The organism is Flavobacterium limnosediminis JC2902, assembly GCF_000498535.1.
In the GTDB taxonomy this organism is placed as follows: domain Bacteria; phylum Bacteroidota; class Bacteroidia; order Flavobacteriales; family Flavobacteriaceae; genus Flavobacterium; species Flavobacterium limnosediminis.
In genome coordinates this window covers 111,463-134,029 of the sequence record NZ_AVGG01000002.1, presented here as the reverse complement: position 1 = coordinate 134,029, position 22,567 = coordinate 111,463, and the positions used below count along the sequence as shown (strand labels likewise).

Genomic DNA, 22,567 nt, shown 5'->3' with positions numbered 1-22,567 from the left:
TTAACATAAAATATAAGAATTATCTTTATTTAAAAATTGTTATAGAGTAGGAAATATAATTCAATTTTAACAAAAAAATAACATTTTAATGAACAGGCGTGATATTATTGTGTTTTTATTGTGAGGTAGAGGTGTTTGGAGTAGGTTTTACTTCTGATGGATTTTAAACGGTTTTTTCTGGCACTATAACGAGTTGAAGGTGTGTTTGCTTTTTTGTTTGAAAAAAAGGTTAATTTTACAAATCAATACAATAGGTGAAATTTTGAAGCGTATGAAGTCAAAAATACTCAAAGGGACATTGCTTCTGATTGGAGTGGTGTTTAGTCCGTCAGGGCTCTTTGCTCAAATGTATGTTAGTCCAAACAGTTATATCTTCGTCAATAATGAACAGTTGTTCGTTAAGGGGGATCTTGAACTAAACGCGGCAACAAGTAATTTGTATCTCAGAAATGGTGCTCAATTGCTTCAGGGAGCCACAGGGTCCGGAGCTAATAAAGGTGTTGGGACAGTTTCAGTGTATCAGGAAGGTACTGCTGATGGGTTCGATTACAATTATTGGTGTTCACCGGTAGGTAACGTCCTTTCGGCAACGTCTGTCAATAATCCATTCGGAATTGTCCAGTTGAAAGATGTAACAGGTTTGACGACTTCGGTTAATCCGGTAATAACGACGGCGTATAACGGTTTGGCTTCCCCTCTTACAATTTCATCCCGTTGGATATTTAAATTCATAACTTCCAATGCATATGCGAATTGGATTCGTGTGGGAAGTAATAATACAATCAATCCTGGTGAAGGATTTACCATGAAAGGTACCGACGGGACCAGTGTCAATAACCCAGGGGCAAATCAGCGGTACGATTTCACGGGTAAACCCAATGACGGAACTATCAATATAACCGTGGCTGCCGGAATGCGGACCTTAACCGGTAACCCGTATCCTTCTGCAATTAATCTGAATCTTTTTTTAAGGGATCCGGCCAACTTGGCGGTCATGAATGGGACAGCCTATTTTTGGGAGCACGATGATACGGTAAATTCACACTATGTAGCTGCTTACCGAGGAGGTTACGGAACGTATGTCGCAAATAATGGTGATAATAGCCCAGGTACTTATGTCATAGCCACCTGGTATACATATAATGGTGACGGGTCTGTGAATCCCGGAGGTGTCGGATCGGGAAGTGATTATAAAAGAATGTTTACCCCGATAGGGCAAGGATTCAAAATTGAAGGTACGGCAGCCGGAACGGCTCAGATGAAAAATGCATACCGCGTTTTTGTAAAAGAAGGATTGGCTAATGAGTCTGAGTTTGAAAGAAACAACAACAATGCGAACGCTGACAATTGGGGTGAAATCCAAAATGTGGCGGGTGTTGATTATACACAATATTCGAGAAGGGCATTGCCGCAGATTAAAATACATACCGTGTTGAACAATCAGTATTCGAGACAAGTGGCCTTGGCCTTTAATAATCAGGCAACTGACGGTTTTGATTTAGGGATGGATGCAAAATGTCCGGAATATACCTTGCCTACCGATGCATATTTTCCGCTTGATGCAACAAATCAATTTGTGATTTCAACGTTGCCATTCGATATTAATAAAAGAATACCGTTTGCGTTTAAGGCCGGAGCGCAAACCACATTTAAAGTTACGGTAGGAAGTCTGATTAACTTTACCGAGTCTGAGAATGTTTATTTGCATGATAAGGTAACGGGTTTGTACCATGATATCAAAAATAATTTCTTTGAAATCACATTACCGGCAGGTGTTGTAAATAATCGATTTGAAATTACTTTCAGAAATGCAACATTGTCGGCTAATGAAAATACATTGGCAACAAGTTTAACGGTGTATCAGAATAATGATACTAAAAATTTAACTATAGCAAATCCGCAAATGATTGATTTAAAATCATGTGTAATCTATGATGTGGCAGGTAAATTATTGTTTAGCAAAAATCAGCTTGGAGCAAATGCAGAATATATATTCCCAACGTCTAATTTAAGTGATGGTGTATATATTGTAAGATTAAGTTCCAATGATAATCAGGAAATGGGTAAAAAAGTGATGGTGAAAAACTAATCCTTTGCCTTAATAAAAGAATGGAAAAGTGTAGCTCATTTGAGTTGCACTTTTTTTATATCTTGTACCTTTGCAGTATGCAATCGTATAATCAGGAAATTAAGAATATTAGTGTAAAGGGAGTGTCTCTTTTTTTAAAGCGGGAAGATTTACTTGATCCGGAAATTTCAGGAAACAAATACCGTAAGTTAAAGTACAATCTGATTAAGGCTAAATCGGAAGGGTTTACTGTTCTGTTGACTTTTGGTGGGGCTTTTTCCAATCATATTGCTGCAGTTGCCGCTGCGGGTAAAAAATATGGTTTCGAAACCATCGGGGTAATCAGAGGTGAGGAGTTGGCAGATAAGATAAGTGATAATCCAACTCTTTTGTCTGCGAAACAGAATGGAATGAAATTTGTTTTCGTCAGCCGGGAAGTGTTTCGAGAAAAAGATGCTCCGGAGTTTATCGGGAAATTGCGTTTGGAATATGGCGATTTTTATCTGTTGCCTGAAGGCGGAACCAATGATCTTGCAGTAAAAGGGTGCGAAGAAATTTTAACGGCCGATGACGCTGAATTTACGCATGTTTGCTGTGCCGTAGGTACGGGAGGGACATTGTCCGGAATAATTAACTCGTCGGGTGAAAATCAGAAAGTGATCGGGTTTCCATCGTTAAAGGGTTCGTTTTTATCCGATGATATTCGTAGCTTTGTAAAAACTAAGAATAACTGGGAATTGATCACAGAATATCATTTCGGAGGTTATGGAAAAATCTCTGAAGAGTTGATTCTTTTTTTAAACGGGTTTTATCAGGAAACAGGAGTTTCGTTGGATCCGGTTTACACAGGGAAAATGATGTTTGGGATTTACGATTTAATTGAGAAGGGATATTTTCCGGAGGGCTCTAAAATATTGGCAGTGCATACTGGTGGTCTGCAGGGTTGTAAGGGGATGAACCTTCTTTTGAAGAAGAAACAGTTACCATTGTTAAATTATATATGATGTTGAAGCGGATTTTTATTTTATTTCTGGCGTTGAGTCTTTACAGTTGTGGTTCGAGTTCCAAGGTGCGAACAGCATCGACGGGTTCGCATAAGGGCAAAACTGCCCCTGTTAAAAAAGTTCCGGTTGTCCATGGTAAGCAAAGTGGTACTTCGTCTCAGAACCAATCTAAATCGGAAGTTTTGGAGGCAACCTCGAAAATTTCAGTCACAACGGAATTGGTCAAGGCGTACATAGCTCAGTACAAAGAAATTGCAAAAGAAAACATGCGTAAGCACGGGATACCTTCCAGTATTACTCTCGCGCAGGGCGTTTTGGAGTCTGGTGCGGGAACCGGTATTCTGGCTCAGAAGGCCAACAATCATTTCGGTATCAAATGTCATACAGGGTGGACCGGGGAAAGTGTGCATCACGACGACGATGCGGCGCAGGAGTGTTTTCGTAAATACGAACTGGCCTCCGAATCCTATCGTGATCATTCCTTATTTCTTACAACCCGAAGCCGTTACGCTAATCTGTTTAAACTCGATAAGGGTAACTATGTGGAGTGGGCAAAAGGATTGCGTGCAGCTGGTTATGCGACAGATGTGAAATATCCCGAAAAACTAATCGGATTAATCGAACGCTATGAGTTGTATAAAATCGATGAGGAAGTGATTGGTTCCGGTTATCAGCCGATAGCAAAAATATCCGATAAACCACTGGACGATAAATCATACAGGGTGTCACAGGGGGATACGTTGTATTCTATTTCAAGGAAATTCAATCTTTCCGTGGACGAATTGATGAAAATAAACGGACTCCCGGATAATGCAATATCCATAGGTCAAATACTTAAAATAAAATCATAATGTTATACCAGAGAAGCAGCCAGCTTTTTGTAGAGGCTGCAAAAGTAATTCCGGGCGGAGTCAATTCTCCTGTTCGTGCGTTCAAAGCAGTGGGTGGGACCCCGATATTTGCAAAAGAAGCCAAGGGCGCCTATTTGTATGATGAAGACGGTAACAGGTTAATTGATTATATAAATTCCTGGGGGCCGATGCTTTTGGGACATGCCTATGAGCCGGTTGTCAATGCGGTAATTGAAAAAGCTAAAAAAGGAACTTCTTTCGGGATGCCTACCGCTTTGGAAACCGAAATTGCGGCTCTTGCCGTTTCTATGGTTCCGAATATCGATAAAATACGTTTTGTGAATTCGGGTACCGAAGCCTGTATGAGTGCCATCCGTTTGGCAAGAGGGTTTACACAAAGAGATAAAATCATAAAATTTTCAGGTTGTTATCACGGTCATTCCGATTCGTTTCTGATTCAGGCGGGGAGTGGGGCCATAACTTTTGGTTCACCTAACAGTCCGGGTGTAACAGCGGGCACAGCAAAAGATACGCTTCTGGCTCGTTATAACGATTTGGAGAATGTTAAACAATTGTTTGAAGTGAACAAAAATGAAATTGCAGCCATAATCATTGAACCTGTTGCCGGAAACATGGGTTGTATTCCGCCTGCAAAAGGTTTCTTGGAAGGTTTGCGCCAGCTTTGTAATGATAATGGGACGTTGTTTATTTTTGATGAAGTTATGACGGGATTCCGCTTAGCTAAAGGCGGAGCGCAGGAGTTGTTTAATATCGCGGCCGATATAGTTTGTTTCGGAAAGGTAATTGGTGGTGGCTTGCCTGTCGGTGCTTTCGCTGCCCGTGATGAAATTATGAATTGTCTGGCTCCGGTTGGTCCTGTTTATCAGGCGGGTACATTGTCCGGTAATCCGTTGGCTATGGCAGCCGGATTAGCAATGTTACAGGAAATTAATTCGGATGCGCAATTGTTTCAGCGCCTTGAAGAAAAAACGGCTTACCTTGAAAAAGGAATTTCAAAGGTGTTAACCGATGCGAATGTCGTGTTTACAATCAATCGTGTTGGTTCCATGATTTCCGTACACTTTGATGCTAATCCTGTTTCTGATTTTCAAACGGCCGCGAACGGTGACAATGAAACCTTTAAGAAATTCTTCCACGGATTATTGCGTGAAGGGATTTATATTGCGCCTTCAGCCTATGAAACATGGTTTATTACAGATGCTCTGACCTATGATGATCTGGATTTTACCATTAATGCTGTCAGTAAGGTCGCTAAAGAATTATAATACATAAAAAAACCATTTTTATGTATTATAAAAACTGTTATTTCTTTTTAGCTTTTTCAGTGGAAGGAACTTTTGCGATTAGCTGAGCATAAACGGCCGGGTTCTTTTCCAAAGAGATAGTTTGGTCGTTAGTTAAAGAAGCTCTTAATTTAGCGTCGATAATAGAACTGATCTCGATTCTTTTAGCTTGAGTCATCTCTGGTGCAGCTAAGTCTGTGTGTTTCTTCTTGAAAAGTTCGTAGAAAGCCATCTGCATATTGTTGTCTACAGGTACTACGCTGATAAGTAGTTCAAGGTCTTTCTTTGCGCTTATTTCGAATTCAATAGACTTGTCTTGAGCAGATGCATTTATCGAAAAGGCAAAAAACAACACAAAAAGGGTAATTATTTTTTTCATAATTTTAAAATAGTAGTTAAAGGTTATAAGTACCAAAACTAAAGAAAAATGTATGAAATCCAAAATTTTGAGCAAATATTTATGTGATTAATATTTTTTGTGATGTCTCATGCTTTTTTGTTCCTTCATTTGCTTCATTCTCTCCTCTTTTAATTCTTCCCATTTTGCCATTTGTTTTTCGGACAGAATTTTTTTTATTTCCGATTTGAATGCAATTTTTTCGTCCAGCATTTTACTTTTCATGGCGAAGCGCTCATCATTGGTTGGTGCTTTGTCGGATTCTTTCATTGCTTTGTGTTTGGCTTTGGCTTCTTCGTGTTTTTTACTTTGTTCGGTCAAAAGTTTTTTGATGTCCTTTTGTTGTTTTTCATTCAGATCTAATTCCAAAGTCAGTTTTTTGGTTTGCAGCTCAACACGTTGTTCCGGAGTGAATTCTTCCCTTTTCATTTTTCGGTCCTGCGCAAAAGTTGCCAATGATATCATCATCACAACTGCTATAATTACGTTTTTCATGTTTTATGTTTTTTGTGTTATAGGTATAGGACAGTCTGAAGTTTAAAAGGTTTAATCAGAAAACAAAAAAAGGAGCTTAAAATGAACTCCTTAAATATAATATTGTATTGTTTTAGGTTTTATTCTTTTAAAGCAACCACTTTGCTGTCGCCGTTTACACTTACCGATGTTAGTCCGTGTTGCGCTAAAGTTTTCATTGCTTTGTCCCATTTTTTCCCGCTTAGTGCCACTCTGATTTTAAGTTCGGACAATTCCATAGTGTTTCCGTGCTTTTGAAGTAATTCCACAATCAGTTTTTCTTCAGCTTCCAATTCAATCTGAATCGCTTTCTTTTCCGGACGCATTTGCGGGAAGAACAGCACTTCCTGAATCGAAGGGTTGTTGGTTAGGAACATGATCAAACGGTCCATTCCGATTCCCAATCCCGACGTTGGCGGCATACCGTATTCCAATGCTCTTAGAAAATCGTTATCGATGAACATTGCTTCGTCATCACCTCTTTCGGATAATGCCAACTGGGCTTCAAAACGCTCTCTTTGGTCGATCGGGTCATTCAATTCCGAATAGGCATTTGCGATTTCTTTTCCGCATACCATCAATTCGAAACGCTCTGTTAATTCCGGATTGTCACGGTGTGATTTACATAATGGCGACATTTCTTTCGGGTAATCCGTGATGAACGTCGGTTGAATAAAGTTTCCTTCGCATTTCGCTCCGAAAATCTCATCAATCAGTTTTCCTTTCCCCATGGTTTCGTCCACTTCAATACCCATGCCTTTTGCTGCTTCAAATAATTCGGTTTCCGATTTTCCTGAAATGTCAAAACCGGTAAATTGTTTGATAGCGTCGGTCATCGTAACTCGTGCGTATGGCGCTTTGAAGCTTACATTGTGTTCTCCGAAAGTTGCATCGCTTGTACCGTTCACCTGGAGCGCGCAATATTCCAAAAGGTTTTCGGTGAATTCCATCATCCAATTGTAGTCTTTGTAGGCTACATATATTTCCATGGCGGTAAATTCCGGATTGTGAGTGCGGTCCATTCCCTCATTGCGGAAGTTTTTCGAAAACTCATACACTCCGTCAAAACCACCAACGATTAGTCTTTTCAAATACAATTCATTCGCAATTCGCATGTAAAGCGGAATGTCCAACGAATTGTGATGCGTGATAAACGGACGCGCTGATGCTCCGCCCGGAATGGATTGTAAAACCGGAGTTTCCACTTCCATATAACCGGCCTCGTTAAAGAACGTACGCATCGCCGTGAACAGTTTGGTTCTTTTCATGAATACCTCTTTCACTTGCGGGTTCACCACCAAATCCACATAACGCATACGGTAACGCAATTCCGGATCGGTAAATGCGTCAAACACGTTTCCTTCTTCGTCCATCTTTGGTAATGGTAATGGACGCAATGTTTTGCTAAGGAAGGTAAAATTCGAAACACGAATACATTTCGCTCCCACTTGTGTAGTAAACAATTCACCTTCAATTCCGATGAAGTCCCCTAAATCGGTCAGTTTTTTGAAAACCGTATTGTATAGCGTTTTGTCTTCGCCTTCGCAAATCACATCGCGGTTAAAATATGCCTGAATTCGGCCTTCGCTGTCCTGAAGTTCCGCAAACGAGGCTTTTCCCTGATCGCGAACACTCATTAATCGTCCGGCCACCACAACCTTCTTGCCTTCTTCAAAAGCGTCCTTTATCTGCTTCGACGTATGATTAACGGGAAACAAATTTGCCGGATACGGATTGATGCCAAGTTCTCTCAACTTGCTCAATTTCTCTCTTCTGATGATTTCTTGTTCTGAAAGTTGCATAATTCTTATTTATTTTAAGGCTGCAAAGATAGGTATAATTTGAAAATGAGGCAATTTGAAAATTTGAAAATTTGGTAATTTGAAAATGAGATAACTAGGTGTTTGTAGTAATTGGTTTTTAAATCCTGTAAACTGATTACTGCGACTGTGAACTTTTTTGAAGCGGAAAGGCTTGGGTTTTATCTGCAATCCATTTTCCTGCTGTCTGCTATATCTTTTCTGGTTGCTCCACGTTGTTCCGCAACCAGAAAAGGATGCCGCTCCCATCAGGGCTATTAGGAAACTATTTTGTATTTTTGGGGAAATTTGTAATAATGAAGAAAGTAACTTTGTTGCTGTTTATAGTTTTTGTTTTTTCAATGACCAGTTGTGTGATTGCGGAAAGTGTCAGTTTTAAGGATAATAATTCCGGAAGGATCAATTACCGGTTTGATATGTCCAAGATGATGACAATGGTCGGGAATGAAATGGGAGGTATGGGGACGAATGTTGGCGGGAAATCGAAAGATATTGATTCTACTTTTACGATGGCTTCGGTGTATGCAATAAAAAAAGACAGCATTGCCAAATTATTAAAAGAGGAACAGGAGAAAATCAAAAAACTGGAAAAGTTTACCTGTCATATGGTGATGAACGAAAAAGCAGGAACGTTTCTTTTTGATATGTACACCGATTTTAAAAACATAACCGAGTTTCAGGAAATGGTTTCTCCGGTAAAAGCACTTTCAGATGTTAGTCCTGTGGGGAAGAATCCGACGCAAGGGAATGAGCCAAAAAACGACGGTGTTACGCGTTATAGTTTCGATGGTAAAAAATTCAGCAAAAGCGTAACGGTAAAATCCAAAGACGAAATTAAAGAAGACTATAAAAAAGGACTCGAAAAAGAAGGTGTGGGTAATGGAGAGGCAGAAGTACTTTCAAATCAGATGACCCAATCGATGGAAATGATCTATCAGGAATCGAATTATATAATGGAGGTTTCATTTCCGAAAAAGATAAAAAAGATTTCAGCGCCCAATGCTAAAATCAGTGACGATAAAAAATCGGTGACAATATCTTATCCAATGAAAGAATACATGGAAAGTAAAAATCTGAATTTTGAAGTCGAATTAGAATAATGTAGCTATGAACAAGAAAGTACAACTTCAGGATTTAGGATTTAAGGATTATAAAGATGCTTGGGATTTTCAGGAAACCTTATTTCAGGAAATTCTGGATCTCAAAATAAAAAACAGGAGGGAAGAGTCAAATCTGGAAACGCCTAATCACTTTTTATACGTAGAACATCCACACGTATATACTTTAGGTAAAAGTGGTGATTTGTCGAATTTGCTTCTAAGTGAAAAACAACTTGCTGAAAAAGAAGCGACCTTTTATAAGATAAACAGAGGAGGGGATATTACGTATCACGGTCCCGGTCAGATTGTAGGGTATCCTATTCTGGATCTTGAAAATTTCTTCACCGATATCCATAAATACCTTCGCTTGTTGGAAGAAGCCATAATTCTTACATTAGCCGATTACGGACTGTCTTCGGAAAGAAGTCAGGGCGAAACCGGAGTCTGGTTGGGAGTGGGCACGCCGTTCGCCAGAAAAATTTGTGCAATGGGAGTTCGTGCTTCCCGATGGGTGACCATGCATGGCTTCGCACTAAACGTAAATGCCGACCTGGGGTATTTTGATAATATCATTCCGTGCGGGATAAAAGGCAAAGCGGTCACTTCAATGCATGTTGAACTCGGAAGAGCAATTGACGAGCTGGAAGTGAAGCAAAAAATAGTAAAACACTTCGCTGATTTGTTTGAGGCGGAGATGGTTTGAAAGAGGAAAGAAAATAGAGAATAGAAAAAGGGAAATGGATTGGGGATTGTAGTTGGATATGATTCGTTTTTAACTTTTTGTTCTCGTCTTTTTTCTTTCGTCCATCTTTCTATTCTCTTCCTTTATAACTCCAGCTTCAACTGCTCCGGTAGCAACCGAAACGACATTCGGTGGTATTTGGTTACTCCATACTTCTTAATGGCTTCCCGGTGTTCTGCAGTTGGGTAGCCTTTATTTTTTTTCCAGTTATACATTGGGAATTCCTCATGAATCCGATCCATATATTCATCCCGGTAGGTTTTTGCTAAAACCGATGCTGCGGCTATACTTAAATATTTACTGTCACCTTTAATAATGCAACTGTGTGGAATGTTGTTTACGGGCTTGAAACGGTTGCCGTCTACAATTATATATTCCGGAGTCGGACTCAGATTGACGATGCAATTCTGCATAGCTTGGATGGAGGCATTAAGTATATTGATGTTGTCAATGATTTCGGGTTCAAGATGCACTACATGAAAAGTAACGGCTTCGCTTTCAATGATGGGTTTCAGTTTTTCCCGGTTCTTTTCAGAAAGTTGTTTCGAGTCATTTAATAGTGTTGATGTGAATTCGTTTGGGAGAATTACAGCGGCAGCGGTAACCGGACCGGCCAGACAGCCGCGACCAGCTTCATCGGTTCCTGCCTCAAGAGAAAAATCGGAAAAATTTTTGAGTAACATTCTTGTGTTTTTGCAAAAATATAAAAAAAGGAATCGATTGTTAGAGTGTTTACCCTCTAAGTGTTAGTTTATTGAATATTTTGTTTTTATTTCGAAAAATATTTAACACACGCTAAATAGTATAATTCTGTAGTAATATTTGGTTATTTAAGAAATTATTAAGAAGTTTGCGAAATAACTAACTCAAATAAATTTAGTATGAGATCGAAGTTTAAATGGATTTTTGCGCTATTGCTAGCGTTTTCAATGCAGTTTTCCTTCGCACAGGAGAAAACTGTTACTGGTACAGTAACCGAAGGTGGTCTACCGTTGCCAGGTGTGAGCGTTGTTGTTAAAGGTACAACTCGTGGAACACAAACAGACATGGATGGTAATTATACCATCAAAGCTAAAACAGGTGAGGTTTTAGTGTTTTCATTTATCGGAATGACAGACGCTACTCAAACTGTTGGTGCTTCAAACAAAATTAATGTTGCTATGGCTGCAGAGTCTACAGCATTAGAAACAGTTGTTGTTACCGCTGTTGGTATTAAGAAAAGACAAGATCAGATCACGTCTTCTAACCAAGTGGTAAAAGCAAAAGAATTAACTCAGGCTGCTAACCCGAACGTTGTTCAGTCATTAGCAGGTAAAGTAACAGGTTTGCAAATTAACACTACAAATAATGGTGTAAATGCAACAACTCGTATCGTATTACGTGGTACCCGTTCGATTTCAGGTAACAACCAGGCGTTGGTTGTAATCGACAATGTTATCTCAACGGCTGGTATCTTACAATCGATGGCTCCTGAAACAATTGAGTCTACAAACATTTTGAAAGGTGCTCAGGGTGCTGCTCTTTACGGAGATCAAGGTGTGAACGGTGTAATTATTGTTACAACTAAAAGAGGTGCTAAAAGCGGTAAGTTAAATGTTTCCGTTAACTCATCTGTTGACTTTGAAGAGGTTTCTTTTATTCCTCAAAGACAAAGACGTTACGGTCAAGGTTGGAACGGACAACACGTTTCTTACGAGAACGGTGGTTGGGGTGCTGAATTTGACGGTGTAATCAGACCGGTAGGTTTGGCTCAGGCAGATGGTTCATATATCATGGCGCCATACAGCTCAATTAAAGACAATATCAAAAAATTCTTCAACACAGGAACAATTCTTCAGACAGGTGCTACAATCAGTGGAGGAGATATTGATAATGGGTATGTTATGTTTACTGCAAACAGACAAAATACTGAATTCGTTGTTGAAGGTGATGAGTTGATGAGAAACTCTTTTATCTTTAAAGGAGGTAAGAAATTTGGAAAATGGACAATTGAAGGAAATACAAACTATATTACTTCAAAAACAAAAACAACTTCTTCTAACTTGTTTTCTGACTTATTGCAAACGGCTACTAATATTCCTGTAGAGCTTTTCGAGAATTCAGGTCAGGATGGTCACTGGACTTCTTACTATGATAACCCTTACTGGTTGAGAGATAATGTTCGTAATGAAAACAGATCTGATTACTTCAGTGGAATTGCTACATTAAACTATGAGTTGAATAAGAATATCAGCTTTACTTATACTCCAAGTATCCAAGTAACTCAGGCAAATTCAAGAAGTTATACTAATGGACATGTGGATTTGATTCAAGTTGGTGGTGGTGATCACAATGTGGTTTCTTCTTTTGATACAAGTAACTCGAATACAAGAAGATTCTATGCGGATTTCTTGGTGAACTTTGATTATAAATTAACTGAGGCTCTTGATTTGAAAGCGAATATCGGTAATAACTTACAAGATGTTTACTCTCAATCTACAAGTGTGGGAGGTAATAATTTAACTATTCCAGGTTATTATAATATTGCAAACGTAACAGGTGAGGTTAGAAGAGGTAATAGTTATGCTAGACAAAGAAGATTCGGTTTCTTCGGTAACGTGGATTTAAGTTATAATGATTTCTTAAACTTAAACGTAACTGGAAGAAATGACTGGAACTCTACATTGCACGGTGCTGAGAAAGATAACTATTTCTATCCGTCAGTAGGGGTTTCCTTTATCCCGACTAAAGCATTCGATGCTTTAAAAAACAACGATGTGTTAACTTATGCTAAATTATACGGTTCTTACGTAAAAGTTGGTAACTCTTCAAATATTCTTGTTAATGAATTGGATCCTGTTTATGGTTCAGGGATTGGTTATCCATTTGGAAGCTTGAACTCTTTCACTTATGACAAGTCTCCTATGGATCCTAAAATTAAGCCTGAGTTCATGGCGACTTCAGAGATTGGACTTCAATTAGGTTTCTTCGATGACAGAATTACTTTTGAAGGATCTTACTACCAAACTAAAACTACTGACCTAATCACAAACAGATCGGTTTCTGCCGCTACAGGATTTGTGAATGTTAAAGGTAACGTAGGGGAAATGACTACTACAGGTTATGAGTTGGAATTAGGTTTTGTGCCTATTAAAACAAAAGATTTTATCTGGGATAACAGAGTAGGATACTCTACTTACGAGTCTATTGTTGATAAAGCTGCTCCGGATGCTAAGTCTGTTGCATTGGTTAATTTCTCTGGAAATGGTGTGGGTATCTTTGCTGAAGAAGGTGAAGAGTTTCCTTTGATTAAAGGTATTGCTTACCAAAGAGATGATCAAGGTAGAGTAATTCTTGATCCTGATACAGGTAACCCTCTTCGTACTACTGAGTATGTGAAATTAGGTAAGGCTACTCCTGATTATATCATTAACTACAATACTTCGGTAGAGTACAAAGGAATTCGTTTGGCTGCTGTAATGGATTACAGAACAGGTCACCAATTCTGGGCAGGTAGCAAAGATGATTTATCTTGGTCTGGTCACTTAGTGGAATCTGCAGAAAACGGTCGTTCTGGATTTATTTTCCCTAACTCGTCAATCCCTGATGTTAACAATCCTGGAGAATACGTTGCTAATACAAACGTTGTTACAGGTGGAACTACATATACATCATATTTGAACTATTTCTCAAATGAGTACAGAGCGGTTCAGGAAAACATGGTGTTAGATGCTACTGCTTTCAAAGTTAGAGAGTTGTCATTAAGTTATTCTTTGCCTTCAAAAATGATTGAGAGAGCTGGTTTGACTGCTTTACGTTTTGGTGTTAATGCCAGAAATCCGTTCATTGTATTACCAAAAGAAAACAGAAATTACCACGATCCTGAACAATCAAGATCATCTGGAAATGATCAAGGTTTGGCTGTATCAGGACAGTATCCTGCTACCAGAACTTTCGGTTTCAATGTTAACCTAACTTTTTAATTGAAAAGAAATGAAGAGAATTAAATTTATATTACCGTTAATAGCTGGTTTCATGCTATTTTCATGTAGTGATTATTTGGATGTTAACAATTCATCTGATGATCCTAGCGCTTCTTTGGTGACGCCAAACTTGGCGCTTGCTGCAGCGCAGTCCGATTCATACAGAAACTTAACCAGACGTATGAATGAGTATGGAAACGTATTTATGAACAACTGGGGTGCTAACGTAAACTCCTTCACAGGAGGTTATGCTGAAGAATTCGGAATTACTATCAGTAACAATTTCTATGATGATATCTGGGATGGTGTTTACAGAAGTACTGGGGAGTTCACTAAAATTATTAATCATCCTGCACCAAACTTTGAGAATCATAAAGCGATTGCAATGATTTGTAAAGCATTTTATATGCAGTACATGGTTGATTTGTATGGAGATGTTCCTTATTCTCAGGCTCACCTGGGGGTTGCTAACTTATCACCTGCTTATGATGATGATAAAGCAATTTATCGTGACTTGGTTGTGCAGTTGGAAAATGCTGTCGATATGATTGATAATGCACCGGCTACTGCACTTGTTGTGGGTAGTGAGGATGTTATTTTAGAAGGTGATATGGAAGGTTGGAAAAAATTCGCCAACACATTGAAACTTAGAATTTTATTAAGACAGTCTGAGTTGACTGATGCTGAGACTACAACTTATTTAGCGGATGAGTTCGCTGAATTGGCTACTGCTTCATTTGTGGATCAGGATGTTACAATCAATCCCGGTTATTCAAACGGTAGTGACGACAGACAAAATCCATGGTATAACCTGATGTATGACCTTAAGCCGGTTAATGACCCTACCAGAGCTCAAAGAACGACTTACCGTTTCAGAAGAGCTTCTGCTTATATCGCAGGTCAGTTAAATAGTACTCCTACAGATCCAAGAAGAGGTAGGTTGTTTACGCTGATATCAGGTGCGGTAGTTGGTGTAGAGCAAGGTGATTTTTCTTTCCCTGATGGAAATGCGCCAGCTGATATTTCTGCACTAGGACCAGGTCTTGTAATTAGTTCAGAACAGGATGGTTATATGATGTTGTTGGCTGAAAGTTTGTTGTTACAGGCTGAAGCGGCACACAAAGGTTATTTAGCAGGTGACCCTCAAGCTTTGTTTGACGGTGCAATCGCTGCTTCTTTCAGTCAATTGGGTGCTGGTAATCCGAGTGCTTATATTGCTGCAGTAAATGTTACTCCTGGAAAAGGATATACTGCAGGTACACCTGCAGAACAGTTAGAGGCTATTTTCTATCAAAAAAGTATAGCTTTAAACGGAATTAATGGTGCTGAGATCTTTATCGAGTACACAAGAGCTCGTAAAAACGGAGTGCCATTGATCGATGCTAACATTCCTATGCCGTTGGATGCAGAAGCTCCAGGTGACCACAAACCACGCAGACTAATGTACCCGATATCTGAGATTGCCAGCAATACAGCTAATGTACCTGCACAGTCTGTGACTGATTGCTATACTTCAGGTCCATTCTGGTTTGCACAATAATTAATTTTAAATCATATAATTATGAAAAAAATATTGTCTTTATTAATCATCGCTGCCGCAACTATTTCTTGTACAGACGATGATATTAGAACAGAACAGGATTTTTCCAATGGTCCGAAAGTTATTGGTTTCGGGGCTTCATTGGAGACCATGGCATATTTTTCCGATTTAGGACCAATTGAAAGAAATGTTCAGGTGTCTGTAATCGGAAATGGAAATGGTCAATATTCTGATTCACCTATACTAGTGTCTTACGTTGAAGCGCCTGAGGAAGCGCTTGCTGGTGAGCGATTAGCTGTAGAAGGTCTTGAGTATGACTATGTAGATACATTTGGTACTGCAACAATAGAGCCGGGAGCTTCTTTTGTTAGCATTCCTATTACTGTTCATACAGCGGCGTTAAGTCCGACGGAAAAAACGGTGTTGTACCTGAAATTGACTACTGTTTCTGAAGGTTCAACTATAGGTGAACAATATCAGATTGTTAAGATTGCGTTTGTAGGTTGTTTGTCAACTTTGCAGGGTAATTATACAGCAGTGATTAGTTGGAATAATGGTACAAGTAGTGTTACAAGAACTGACGAAGTAGTTACTCAGGTTGGAGTTAACACCTTCAGAACTCGTTATGTTGCTAATTATCCTGCTGCGACATTTAGTCCGCAAGGTTATGAGTTTATTGACATATGCGATGAATTAACGCTTCCTGATAACCAAAACCTAGGAGGGTTCTCTAATGACGTCTTGGGAGTACCATTTACATCAAGTGTCCCTTACCACGGTTTGGTAGCTCCTGATGGTAACTCGTTCCAGACAGCATATGATGTTGTGCCTTATCCTGGTTTGAATAATCGTGTTTTTAGAACTACGTATACGAGAAATTAACAAATAAATTATTGATATGAAGAATATTGTTAGATATAACTTTTTGTTTGCTGCGGCTGCAATTGGATTGTTATCATCATGTAGTGAGGATGACGATACAACCTTAGAGAGAGGGACCAAGCCTGTAGTTACGGCAGCGGAAACGAACTTTTCAGTTGAAGAGGGACAAGTGGTAAACCTTGTTTTGAATACTGAAACTCCGATTAATAAAAGAATGGATTTCAAACTTGAGTTAGTTGGTGGTACAGCCAGTTTCAGAGACTATATTGTCGAAGGAGATGGTAATAATACTACAGATGAAGAAACTAATATTGATGATGGTTGGGGACTTATCGGGCACAAAGTGTACTTCCCGGCTTATGCTTCAACACACACTGTAGATATTACTCCAATATTTGATTTATTACCGGAAGGTACAGAAGAAATCAAGTTGAAATTAACATCTATGGGTAATGCAAATGGAAGTGTTGCTGCGGCTTCTGAGATGATTACGATTACCGTAACGAACAAAACTTCAAATGATTTTGTTGCTATTGCGGATTGGTCTCAGACAGTAACAGATTCTCACGGTACATTAGTGGAAGGTGACTACGTTGATAACAGTGGTGGTGATCATCACGCTTTATGTGCTTTCGATTTCGACTTGGAATTATATGACAGCAACTTTGCAGTGGTAGAGCAAGACTATGATAATTGTCCTGCTGAAATTACTCTGGCTGAAACGGCTCCAAATGGTGCTTACTTCATCGTTCCTAGTTTCTGGTCTAGAGCAAGACCGACAACAGCGATTCCTGCAGAGGATATTAAATTCAAAATGAAAGTTACTATGGCTAAGCCAGGTGTATGGCATCACGTAGTTAACATTGACGACGTTTGGAAATACAGCTTAGGTGGTGCTAACGAAGGTTTCGCAGATGCTTACCAAGTGGCAGGTATCCTAATCAAAACTGGAACTACTTATGAGTTACAGGATGTTGATGGAAACGTTTTAGCGCAAGGTAGAATGGCTGATTTCAAATTGAAATCTAAAAAGAACAGAAAATAATTTTTTCTGAAGTTATAAAAGCCCCACTATTTGTGGGGCTTTTTTTATTTGAATAATTTATCTAAATCTGATTACCTTTGTCGTCTAATTGAAAATTATGAGACAAGGTCTTTTCTGTTTATTATTTCTGTTTTCTTTTTCTGTTTTTGCACAGGATGACGATTTGCAGTTAGATAAAAATGCCGCTCTGAGCAATCAGGAAAAAAAAGCAACCATAGATTTATACAAGATCATTACCATAGAAAGAGATACAACCATTGTTGATACTTCTCTTACTGTTAAACGCGAATACAAATTCAATTACTTGCGCAAGGATACTTTCGGGTTGTTACCGTTTCTTAACGAAGGGCAAACGTATAACACGCTGGATTTCGGTTTAACCAATTTTAATCCTTTCCCCGAATTCGGTTTTCTGGCCAAGCACTTTAACTACCTTGAAGTCCGTGATATTAATTACTATAATGTGGCTACACCATATTCGGATCTGTATTACAAATCGGTTATGGAACAAGGACAGAACCTGGATGCTTTCGTAACTGCCAACGTATCTCAAAATCTGAATTTTTCAGTGGGGTATAAAGGGCTACGTTCGTTAGGGAAGTATCAGCACCAACTTTCCAGTACAGGAAATTTTAAATTCATTGCCAGTTATAATACCACCGACAAACGCTATCTTCTGAAAGCGCACATGACCGGACAGGATATCCTGAACCAAGAAAACGGAGGGATTCAATTTCTTTCCCAATTTGAAGACGGAGAAGATGTTTATGGCGAACGACCACGTTTGGATGTGTATTTTTATGATGCCGAATCACTGTTAAAAGGGAACCGTTTTTTTGTTGATCATTCTTTTAAGCTGAGTAAGAAACCAAGCAGCGTGGTGTTGAGTCATCAGTTTAATTACGAGTACAAGTTTTTTGAATTTACCATGTCGGCAGACGGGCGTTTCGGTGAGAGCTACTCTTCTTTTATAGATAACAAGACCCGCTACAACCGAATGTATAACAAGATCGGTGTTGCCTATTCCCATAAAAATGTTGGTGATTTTAATTTCTTCGTGGAAGATTACCAATACAATTATTTTTATTACAGAACCGTAGCGCAGACTGACGGATTTGTACCCAATGCCATCAATGATAAAATCAATACATGGGGCGCTCAATATGTTTATCAGAAGAACAAATGGAAAGGGATTTTCCTTATCTCGAATTCCATTACCGAGCAGTCTTTGGCTAACTTAGACGCCACAGTGCGTTATAGCCTGAATGAGAACAATGTTTTTTCATTCAAGTACCAGAACATGAATAAGCTGCCAAATTTAAACTACAATCTATATCAAAGTGATTACCAAGAATACAACTGGTTTAATAGTTTTAAGAACGAAAAAATCAACAACATAGAAGTCGAGGCCAAAACAAAATGGTTTGAAGCTTCGATTCAGTATACTGTTTTAAATGATCATTTGTTTTTTGCAAACGAAAATCCATCCTATAACGAGGAAGGTATAGCCAATCAGTTAATCGTTAAGCCGTATCAGTACGATAAAACCATTAATTATTTGTCGGTAAAGGCCGGTAACGAATTCAAGATGGGTAAATTCGCCTTAGATAACACGTTTTTGTTCCAGCAGGTGCAACAATCAGAAAATATACTGAATGTACCCCAATTTACAACACGAAACACTTTGTATTTCAGCCAATATTTCTTCAAGAAAGCATTGTTCATACAAACCGGTGTAACTCTTAATTATTTTACAGAATACAAGGCAAACGACTACAATCCGTTGCTGGGTGAGTTCTATATCCAAACTCAAAAGGATGTGGGTGGTTATCCCATGCTGGATTACTTTATCAATGCCAAGATCAGAACGTTTCGCGTGTTCCTGAAGGCGGAACATTTTAACTCCGGCTTTTCGAAAAGTGATTATTATACCGCTCCCAATTATCCTTACCGGGATTTCATGATACGCTTCGGAGTGATCTGGAATTTCTTTAGTTAGTTTTTGGAGCGAATGTCCCGATAGCTATCGGGACGGGCTTTTTTGGTTTCCATGTTCCCGCTGTCCGTTTCAATCTTGTTGTTTGGAGCTTGCAAAGCAATCTCCAAACAACAAGGATTTCTACTCCCATCGGGGCTATGGGGCAGCCTTTTTTTCCTTTTGGAAACATCGTTTAAATCAATATATTTACAGGCTTAAAACTGTAAAAACAGCAAATTATAAATTGAAATGAAATACGTAGAAAATATATTAGGCACCATCGGGAACACTCCCATGGTAAAGCTGAACAAAATTACCGCTGAAATCCCCGCTTTGGTTTTGGCAAAAGTGGAATATTTCAATCCGGGACATTCGTGTAAAGACCGTATGGCACTTAAAATGGTTGAGGATGCCGAGGCAGACGGCCGTTTAAAACCGGGCGGAACCATCATCGAAGGTACCTCCGGAAATACCGGTATGGGATTGGCTTTGGCCGCCATCATCAAAGGGTACAAATTGATTTGTGTAATTACTGATAAACAGTCCAAAGAAAAAATGGATATCCTGCGTGCCGTGGGTGCCAAAGTGGTAATCTGTCCAACCGACGTAGAACCAACTGACGCCCGTTCGTATTATTCCGTTTCCAAACGCCTTGCCGAGGAAACGCCTAATTCGTGGTACGTTAACCAATACGATAACCTTTCCAATACTAAAGCAAATTACGAGCAAACCGGACCGGAAATCTGGGAACAGACAGACGGAAAAGTAACACACTTTATTGTAGGTGTTGGAACCGGAGGTACGATTTCCGGAGTGGCAAAATATTTAAAAGAGAAAAACCCGAATATCAAAATTTGGGGAGTGGACACCTATGGTTCCGTTTTCAAAAAATACAAGGAAACAGGAATTTTCGACGAGAACGAAGTCTATTCTTATGTAACAGAAGGTATCGGGGAAGATATCCTTCCGCAAAACGTAAACTTCGACCTGATTGATGGTTTTACAAAAGTGACCGATAAAGACGCCGCGGTTTACACCCGTAAATTAGCCTTGGAAGAAGGTTTGTTCGTTGGCATGTCTTCCGGTTCTGCAATTAAAGGTTTATTACAGTTAAAAGACGAATTCGGTCCGGATGATGTGGTTGTGGTATTGTTCCACGATTCAGGATCCCGTTATGTGGGTAAAATCTTTAACGACGATTGGATGCGCGACAGGGGTTATCTGGAAGATGAAATCACTAAAGCCGAAGACCTGATCAAAGAGCACATCGATAAACCGTTGGTAATTGTTCGAACAGAAGAATTGGTTTCTCACGCAATTGACCGTATGCGCAAGCACAAAATCTCACAGATTCCTGTAATTGATATCAATGGATTTGTGGGTTCTGTAGATGAATCGGATTTGTTCCAAAGTTATGTGGCAGATAAAAACGTAGCCGACAAACCAATCCGTGAAGTGATGGGCGCCGCTTTTCCAATCGTAAAATTAGGAACGCCGGTAGATGAAGTTTCAAAATTAATCAACAAAGACAATCAGGCCGTCTTGGTGGATTTAGGAAACGGAAAACACCATATCATTACAAAACACGATATTATCAATTCGATAAAATAAACAACATTAAAAAAGCCACTGAATTTCAGTGGCTTTTTTGTTTCTAGTTCCCAATCAATACACCGGAAACATTCCACGCGCTAAAGCTGCTGCCCTCAGGAGCGCCTTGCGGAATTTTAATCCGTATTGTGTGTTTGCCTGCTTTCAAATCGCCTAACTCAATTAAGTTAGGGTTTGTTACCATACCCGGACACCAATTGGAACGGCTGTAATCCGAAGACGATAATCCGTTCGGAAAATTCCCCGATGCCGGATTAAACAAACGGTACGAACCGCAATCCTGTCGCCACGGAATAAAAGCAAATGCTTCTTTTTCATCCAAAAGAATAGTGTTTTTCTTCTGAACAAATTCATCACCGTTTTCCCAACCGCCATGACCGGTAGTAGTATAACGGAGTTTAGCGTTCTTAACGTCTTTGTTCAGAGTGAATGTTACTTCAAGTCCGTTTTCATGATTGAACATAGTGGCGTATTCCTGTTCGGCCATTTCCATAATGTTGGTAGTGTTGAAAAGAGGCAATGCAAAAGTGTTTTTTACGCTCTGACCTTCTTCATTATGAATGGTAATGTGCATCGAAATCTTATGTCCTCCTTTGTCGTAGTTTCCGATAAAAGTTCCTACCCAAAGTTCTTTGTTGCTTAACGCCGAATACAATTCGGAGATGTCCTGACGGTACGGAACGATTTCATGCCACTTTTTATCTTTTAGTTCAATATGATTGTACTGTTTGATACCAAACGGAGTGAAGAAACGCATCAGCTCCAATAAAGGTGAGTAATTGTCTGTTCGAACAACACCCTGATATTTTTTTCCGTTTCCGTTTTCATAAACCGGAAGTGTTTTAGCGCCATTTTGCAATCCGTCCATGAAAGACGTTTTTTCATCCGTCGGAATTACAAAAACGGAACCGGTGCGGTCATAAGCGTCTCCGTTGGACTGTTCCTGTAAATCAACAAAAACCTGACTGCCGCTTTTTATCTCCGGAAATTTTATTTTTCTCAGTATGATAGTCCCGTTTGCAAATCGCAAAATACTGTCATTCGATTTAGAACCATCCGAAAAGTTGATGACTTCGTTTTCAAAAACGCTGATGGTAGTGAAACGGCTTTTCCATAACAAATCACGGTAGGTTAAAGCATCGACATTGTTTCCGGTATTCGGAATCAGTTGTGATGGGTTTATGTTTTTCAGCTTTTCAATTTTGGAAGCGACCACGACCGAATTTCCGTTGCGGATCATCTCCAGTACCAATCCGAGATTCTGACCCAAAACACTTGGCGCGCCCTTTAACTTTAATTCGTCGGTATACCAAAGTTCAATGGTATTCGAATTGATAACCGTTTTTGCTTTTCGACATTTATACCCTAAAATGGTTTTGGTGTCATTTGTAGTTTCAAAAGATTGTTTTGCAATGGAAACGCTGTCGGTTGTTGCTGTGGTTTTTGTTGCAGATAGGTTGGCAACCTGAACCAATCTGTTTTTCGGTCTAATAATTAAGGTCTGTTCAAAAGGGAAAACCCCTTTGCCGCTGCTGATTCTCTCCGAAGTTACAACCGTTTCGTTTTCGTTAGTAAAAACCAGTATCGGATCCTGATTTTCAACCGGTTTTCCGTTGGAGTTTTTTAAATATGTTATTTTTAGTCCGTTTGGTGCTTTTGGTTTGTTTTGTCCAAATGCCGAAAACAGGCAGATAAAAAACAATAATGTAAGATTTTTTTTCATTTTTTTAATTATGTTGATACACAAAGA

General features: G+C 39.2%; 17 protein-coding genes. 12 read left to right on the top strand and 5 right to left on the bottom strand.

Annotated elements, in window-relative coordinates; translation table 11 throughout:
- Nucleotides 1-271 precede the first annotated feature (271 nt).
- From FLJC2902T_RS03375 to hemL, 4 genes are all read left to right on the top strand, one after another.
- Nucleotides 272-2,089: a T9SS type A sorting domain-containing protein gene (locus tag FLJC2902T_RS03375; protein ID WP_023578374.1), complete on the top strand. Its 1,818-nt coding sequence runs from the start codon at nt 272-274 to the stop codon at nt 2,087-2,089.
- 77 nt (nt 2,090-2,166) lie between these two features.
- On the top strand, nt 2,167-3,072 hold the full coding sequence (locus FLJC2902T_RS03370; RefSeq protein WP_023578373.1) for a 1-aminocyclopropane-1-carboxylate deaminase/D-cysteine desulfhydrase: 906 nt from the start codon (nt 2,167-2,169) through the stop codon (nt 3,070-3,072).
- Nucleotides 3,072-3,923 (top strand): glucosaminidase domain-containing protein, encoded by an 852-nt coding sequence (locus FLJC2902T_RS03365; RefSeq protein WP_035677018.1) that lies wholly within the window; start codon nt 3,072-3,074, stop codon nt 3,921-3,923. The genes FLJC2902T_RS03370 and FLJC2902T_RS03365 overlap by 1 nt, the downstream gene beginning before the upstream one ends.
- Entirely contained in the window at nt 3,923-5,209 is a 1,287-nt protein-coding gene (gene hemL / locus FLJC2902T_RS03360; RefSeq protein WP_035677015.1) for a glutamate-1-semialdehyde 2,1-aminomutase, read from the top strand. Before FLJC2902T_RS03365 ends, hemL begins: the two co-directional genes overlap by 1 nt.
- 37 nt (nt 5,210-5,246) lie before the next feature.
- On the opposite strand, the gene FLJC2902T_RS03355 is transcribed toward hemL, so the two are convergent.
- The 3 genes from FLJC2902T_RS03355 to lysS form a co-directional block, all read right to left on the bottom strand.
- On the bottom strand, nt 5,247-5,606 hold the full coding sequence (locus tag FLJC2902T_RS03355; RefSeq protein ID WP_035677012.1) for a hypothetical protein: 360 nt from the start codon (nt 5,604-5,606) through the stop codon (nt 5,247-5,249).
- 87 nt (nt 5,607-5,693) lie between these two features.
- A complete protein-coding gene (locus FLJC2902T_RS03350; protein ID WP_023578369.1) occupies nt 5,694-6,119 on the bottom strand; it encodes a hypothetical protein in 426 nt (141 codons plus the stop codon).
- Between the two features lie 119 nt (nt 6,120-6,238).
- Nucleotides 6,239-7,939 carry a lysine--tRNA ligase gene (gene lysS, locus FLJC2902T_RS03345; RefSeq protein WP_023578368.1) on the bottom strand — a complete coding sequence of 567 codons (1,701 nt, stop codon included), beginning with the start codon at nt 7,937-7,939 and terminating at the stop codon, nt 6,239-6,241.
- Nucleotides 7,940-8,253: 314 nt separating this feature from the next.
- Between lysS and FLJC2902T_RS03335 the strand changes: the two genes are divergently transcribed.
- Nucleotides 8,254-9,057 (top strand): hypothetical protein, encoded by an 804-nt coding sequence (locus FLJC2902T_RS03335; protein ID WP_035677009.1) that lies wholly within the window; start codon nt 8,254-8,256, stop codon nt 9,055-9,057.
- Nucleotides 9,058-9,064: 7 nt separating this feature from the next.
- On the top strand, nt 9,065-9,760 hold the full coding sequence (gene lipB, locus FLJC2902T_RS03330; protein ID WP_023578364.1) for a lipoyl(octanoyl) transferase LipB: 696 nt from the start codon (nt 9,065-9,067) through the stop codon (nt 9,758-9,760).
- A gap of 122 nt (nt 9,761-9,882) precedes the next feature.
- Here lipB and FLJC2902T_RS03325 read toward each other — a convergent pair whose 3' ends face one another.
- Nucleotides 9,883-10,482: a ribonuclease HII gene (locus FLJC2902T_RS03325; protein ID WP_023578363.1), complete on the bottom strand. Its 600-nt coding sequence runs from the start codon at nt 10,480-10,482 to the stop codon at nt 9,883-9,885.
- A 198-nt stretch (nt 10,483-10,680) separates the two neighbouring features.
- Here FLJC2902T_RS03325 and FLJC2902T_RS03320 point away from each other — a divergent pair, with 198 nt between their 5' ends.
- The 6 genes from FLJC2902T_RS03320 (at nt 10,681) to FLJC2902T_RS03295 (ending at nt 20,817) form a co-directional block, all read left to right on the top strand.
- Complete coding sequence (locus FLJC2902T_RS03320) at nt 10,681-13,761, top strand: SusC/RagA family TonB-linked outer membrane protein (RefSeq protein ID WP_023578362.1); 3,081 nt, start codon at nt 10,681-10,683, stop codon at nt 13,759-13,761.
- A 10-nt stretch (nt 13,762-13,771) separates the two neighbouring features.
- The gene (locus FLJC2902T_RS03315) at nt 13,772-15,301 is read left to right on the top strand and encodes a SusD/RagB family nutrient-binding outer membrane lipoprotein (protein ID WP_051364230.1); all 1,530 of its coding nucleotides are present in this window, start codon (nt 13,772-13,774) and stop codon (nt 15,299-15,301) included.
- Nucleotides 15,302-15,322: 21 nt separating this feature from the next.
- A complete protein-coding gene (locus FLJC2902T_RS03310) occupies nt 15,323-16,183 on the top strand; it encodes a hypothetical protein (protein ID WP_023578360.1) in 861 nt (286 codons plus the stop codon).
- Nucleotides 16,184-16,199: 16 nt separating this feature from the next.
- Nucleotides 16,200-17,228: a hypothetical protein gene (locus FLJC2902T_RS03305; protein ID WP_035677006.1), complete on the top strand. Its 1,029-nt coding sequence runs from the start codon at nt 16,200-16,202 to the stop codon at nt 17,226-17,228.
- 97 nt (nt 17,229-17,325) lie between these two features.
- On the top strand, nt 17,326-19,227 hold the full coding sequence (locus tag FLJC2902T_RS03300; protein WP_023578358.1) for a putative porin: 1,902 nt from the start codon (nt 17,326-17,328) through the stop codon (nt 19,225-19,227).
- A 228-nt stretch (nt 19,228-19,455) separates the two neighbouring features.
- Complete coding sequence (locus tag FLJC2902T_RS03295) at nt 19,456-20,817, top strand: pyridoxal-phosphate dependent enzyme (protein WP_023578356.1); 1,362 nt, start codon at nt 19,456-19,458, stop codon at nt 20,815-20,817.
- Between the two features lie 43 nt (nt 20,818-20,860).
- On the opposite strand, the gene FLJC2902T_RS03290 is transcribed toward FLJC2902T_RS03295, so the two are convergent.
- Nucleotides 20,861-22,540: a PNGase F N-terminal domain-containing protein gene (locus tag FLJC2902T_RS03290; RefSeq protein ID WP_023578355.1), complete on the bottom strand. Its 1,680-nt coding sequence runs from the start codon at nt 22,538-22,540 to the stop codon at nt 20,861-20,863.
- Nucleotides 22,541-22,567 lie beyond the last annotated feature (27 nt).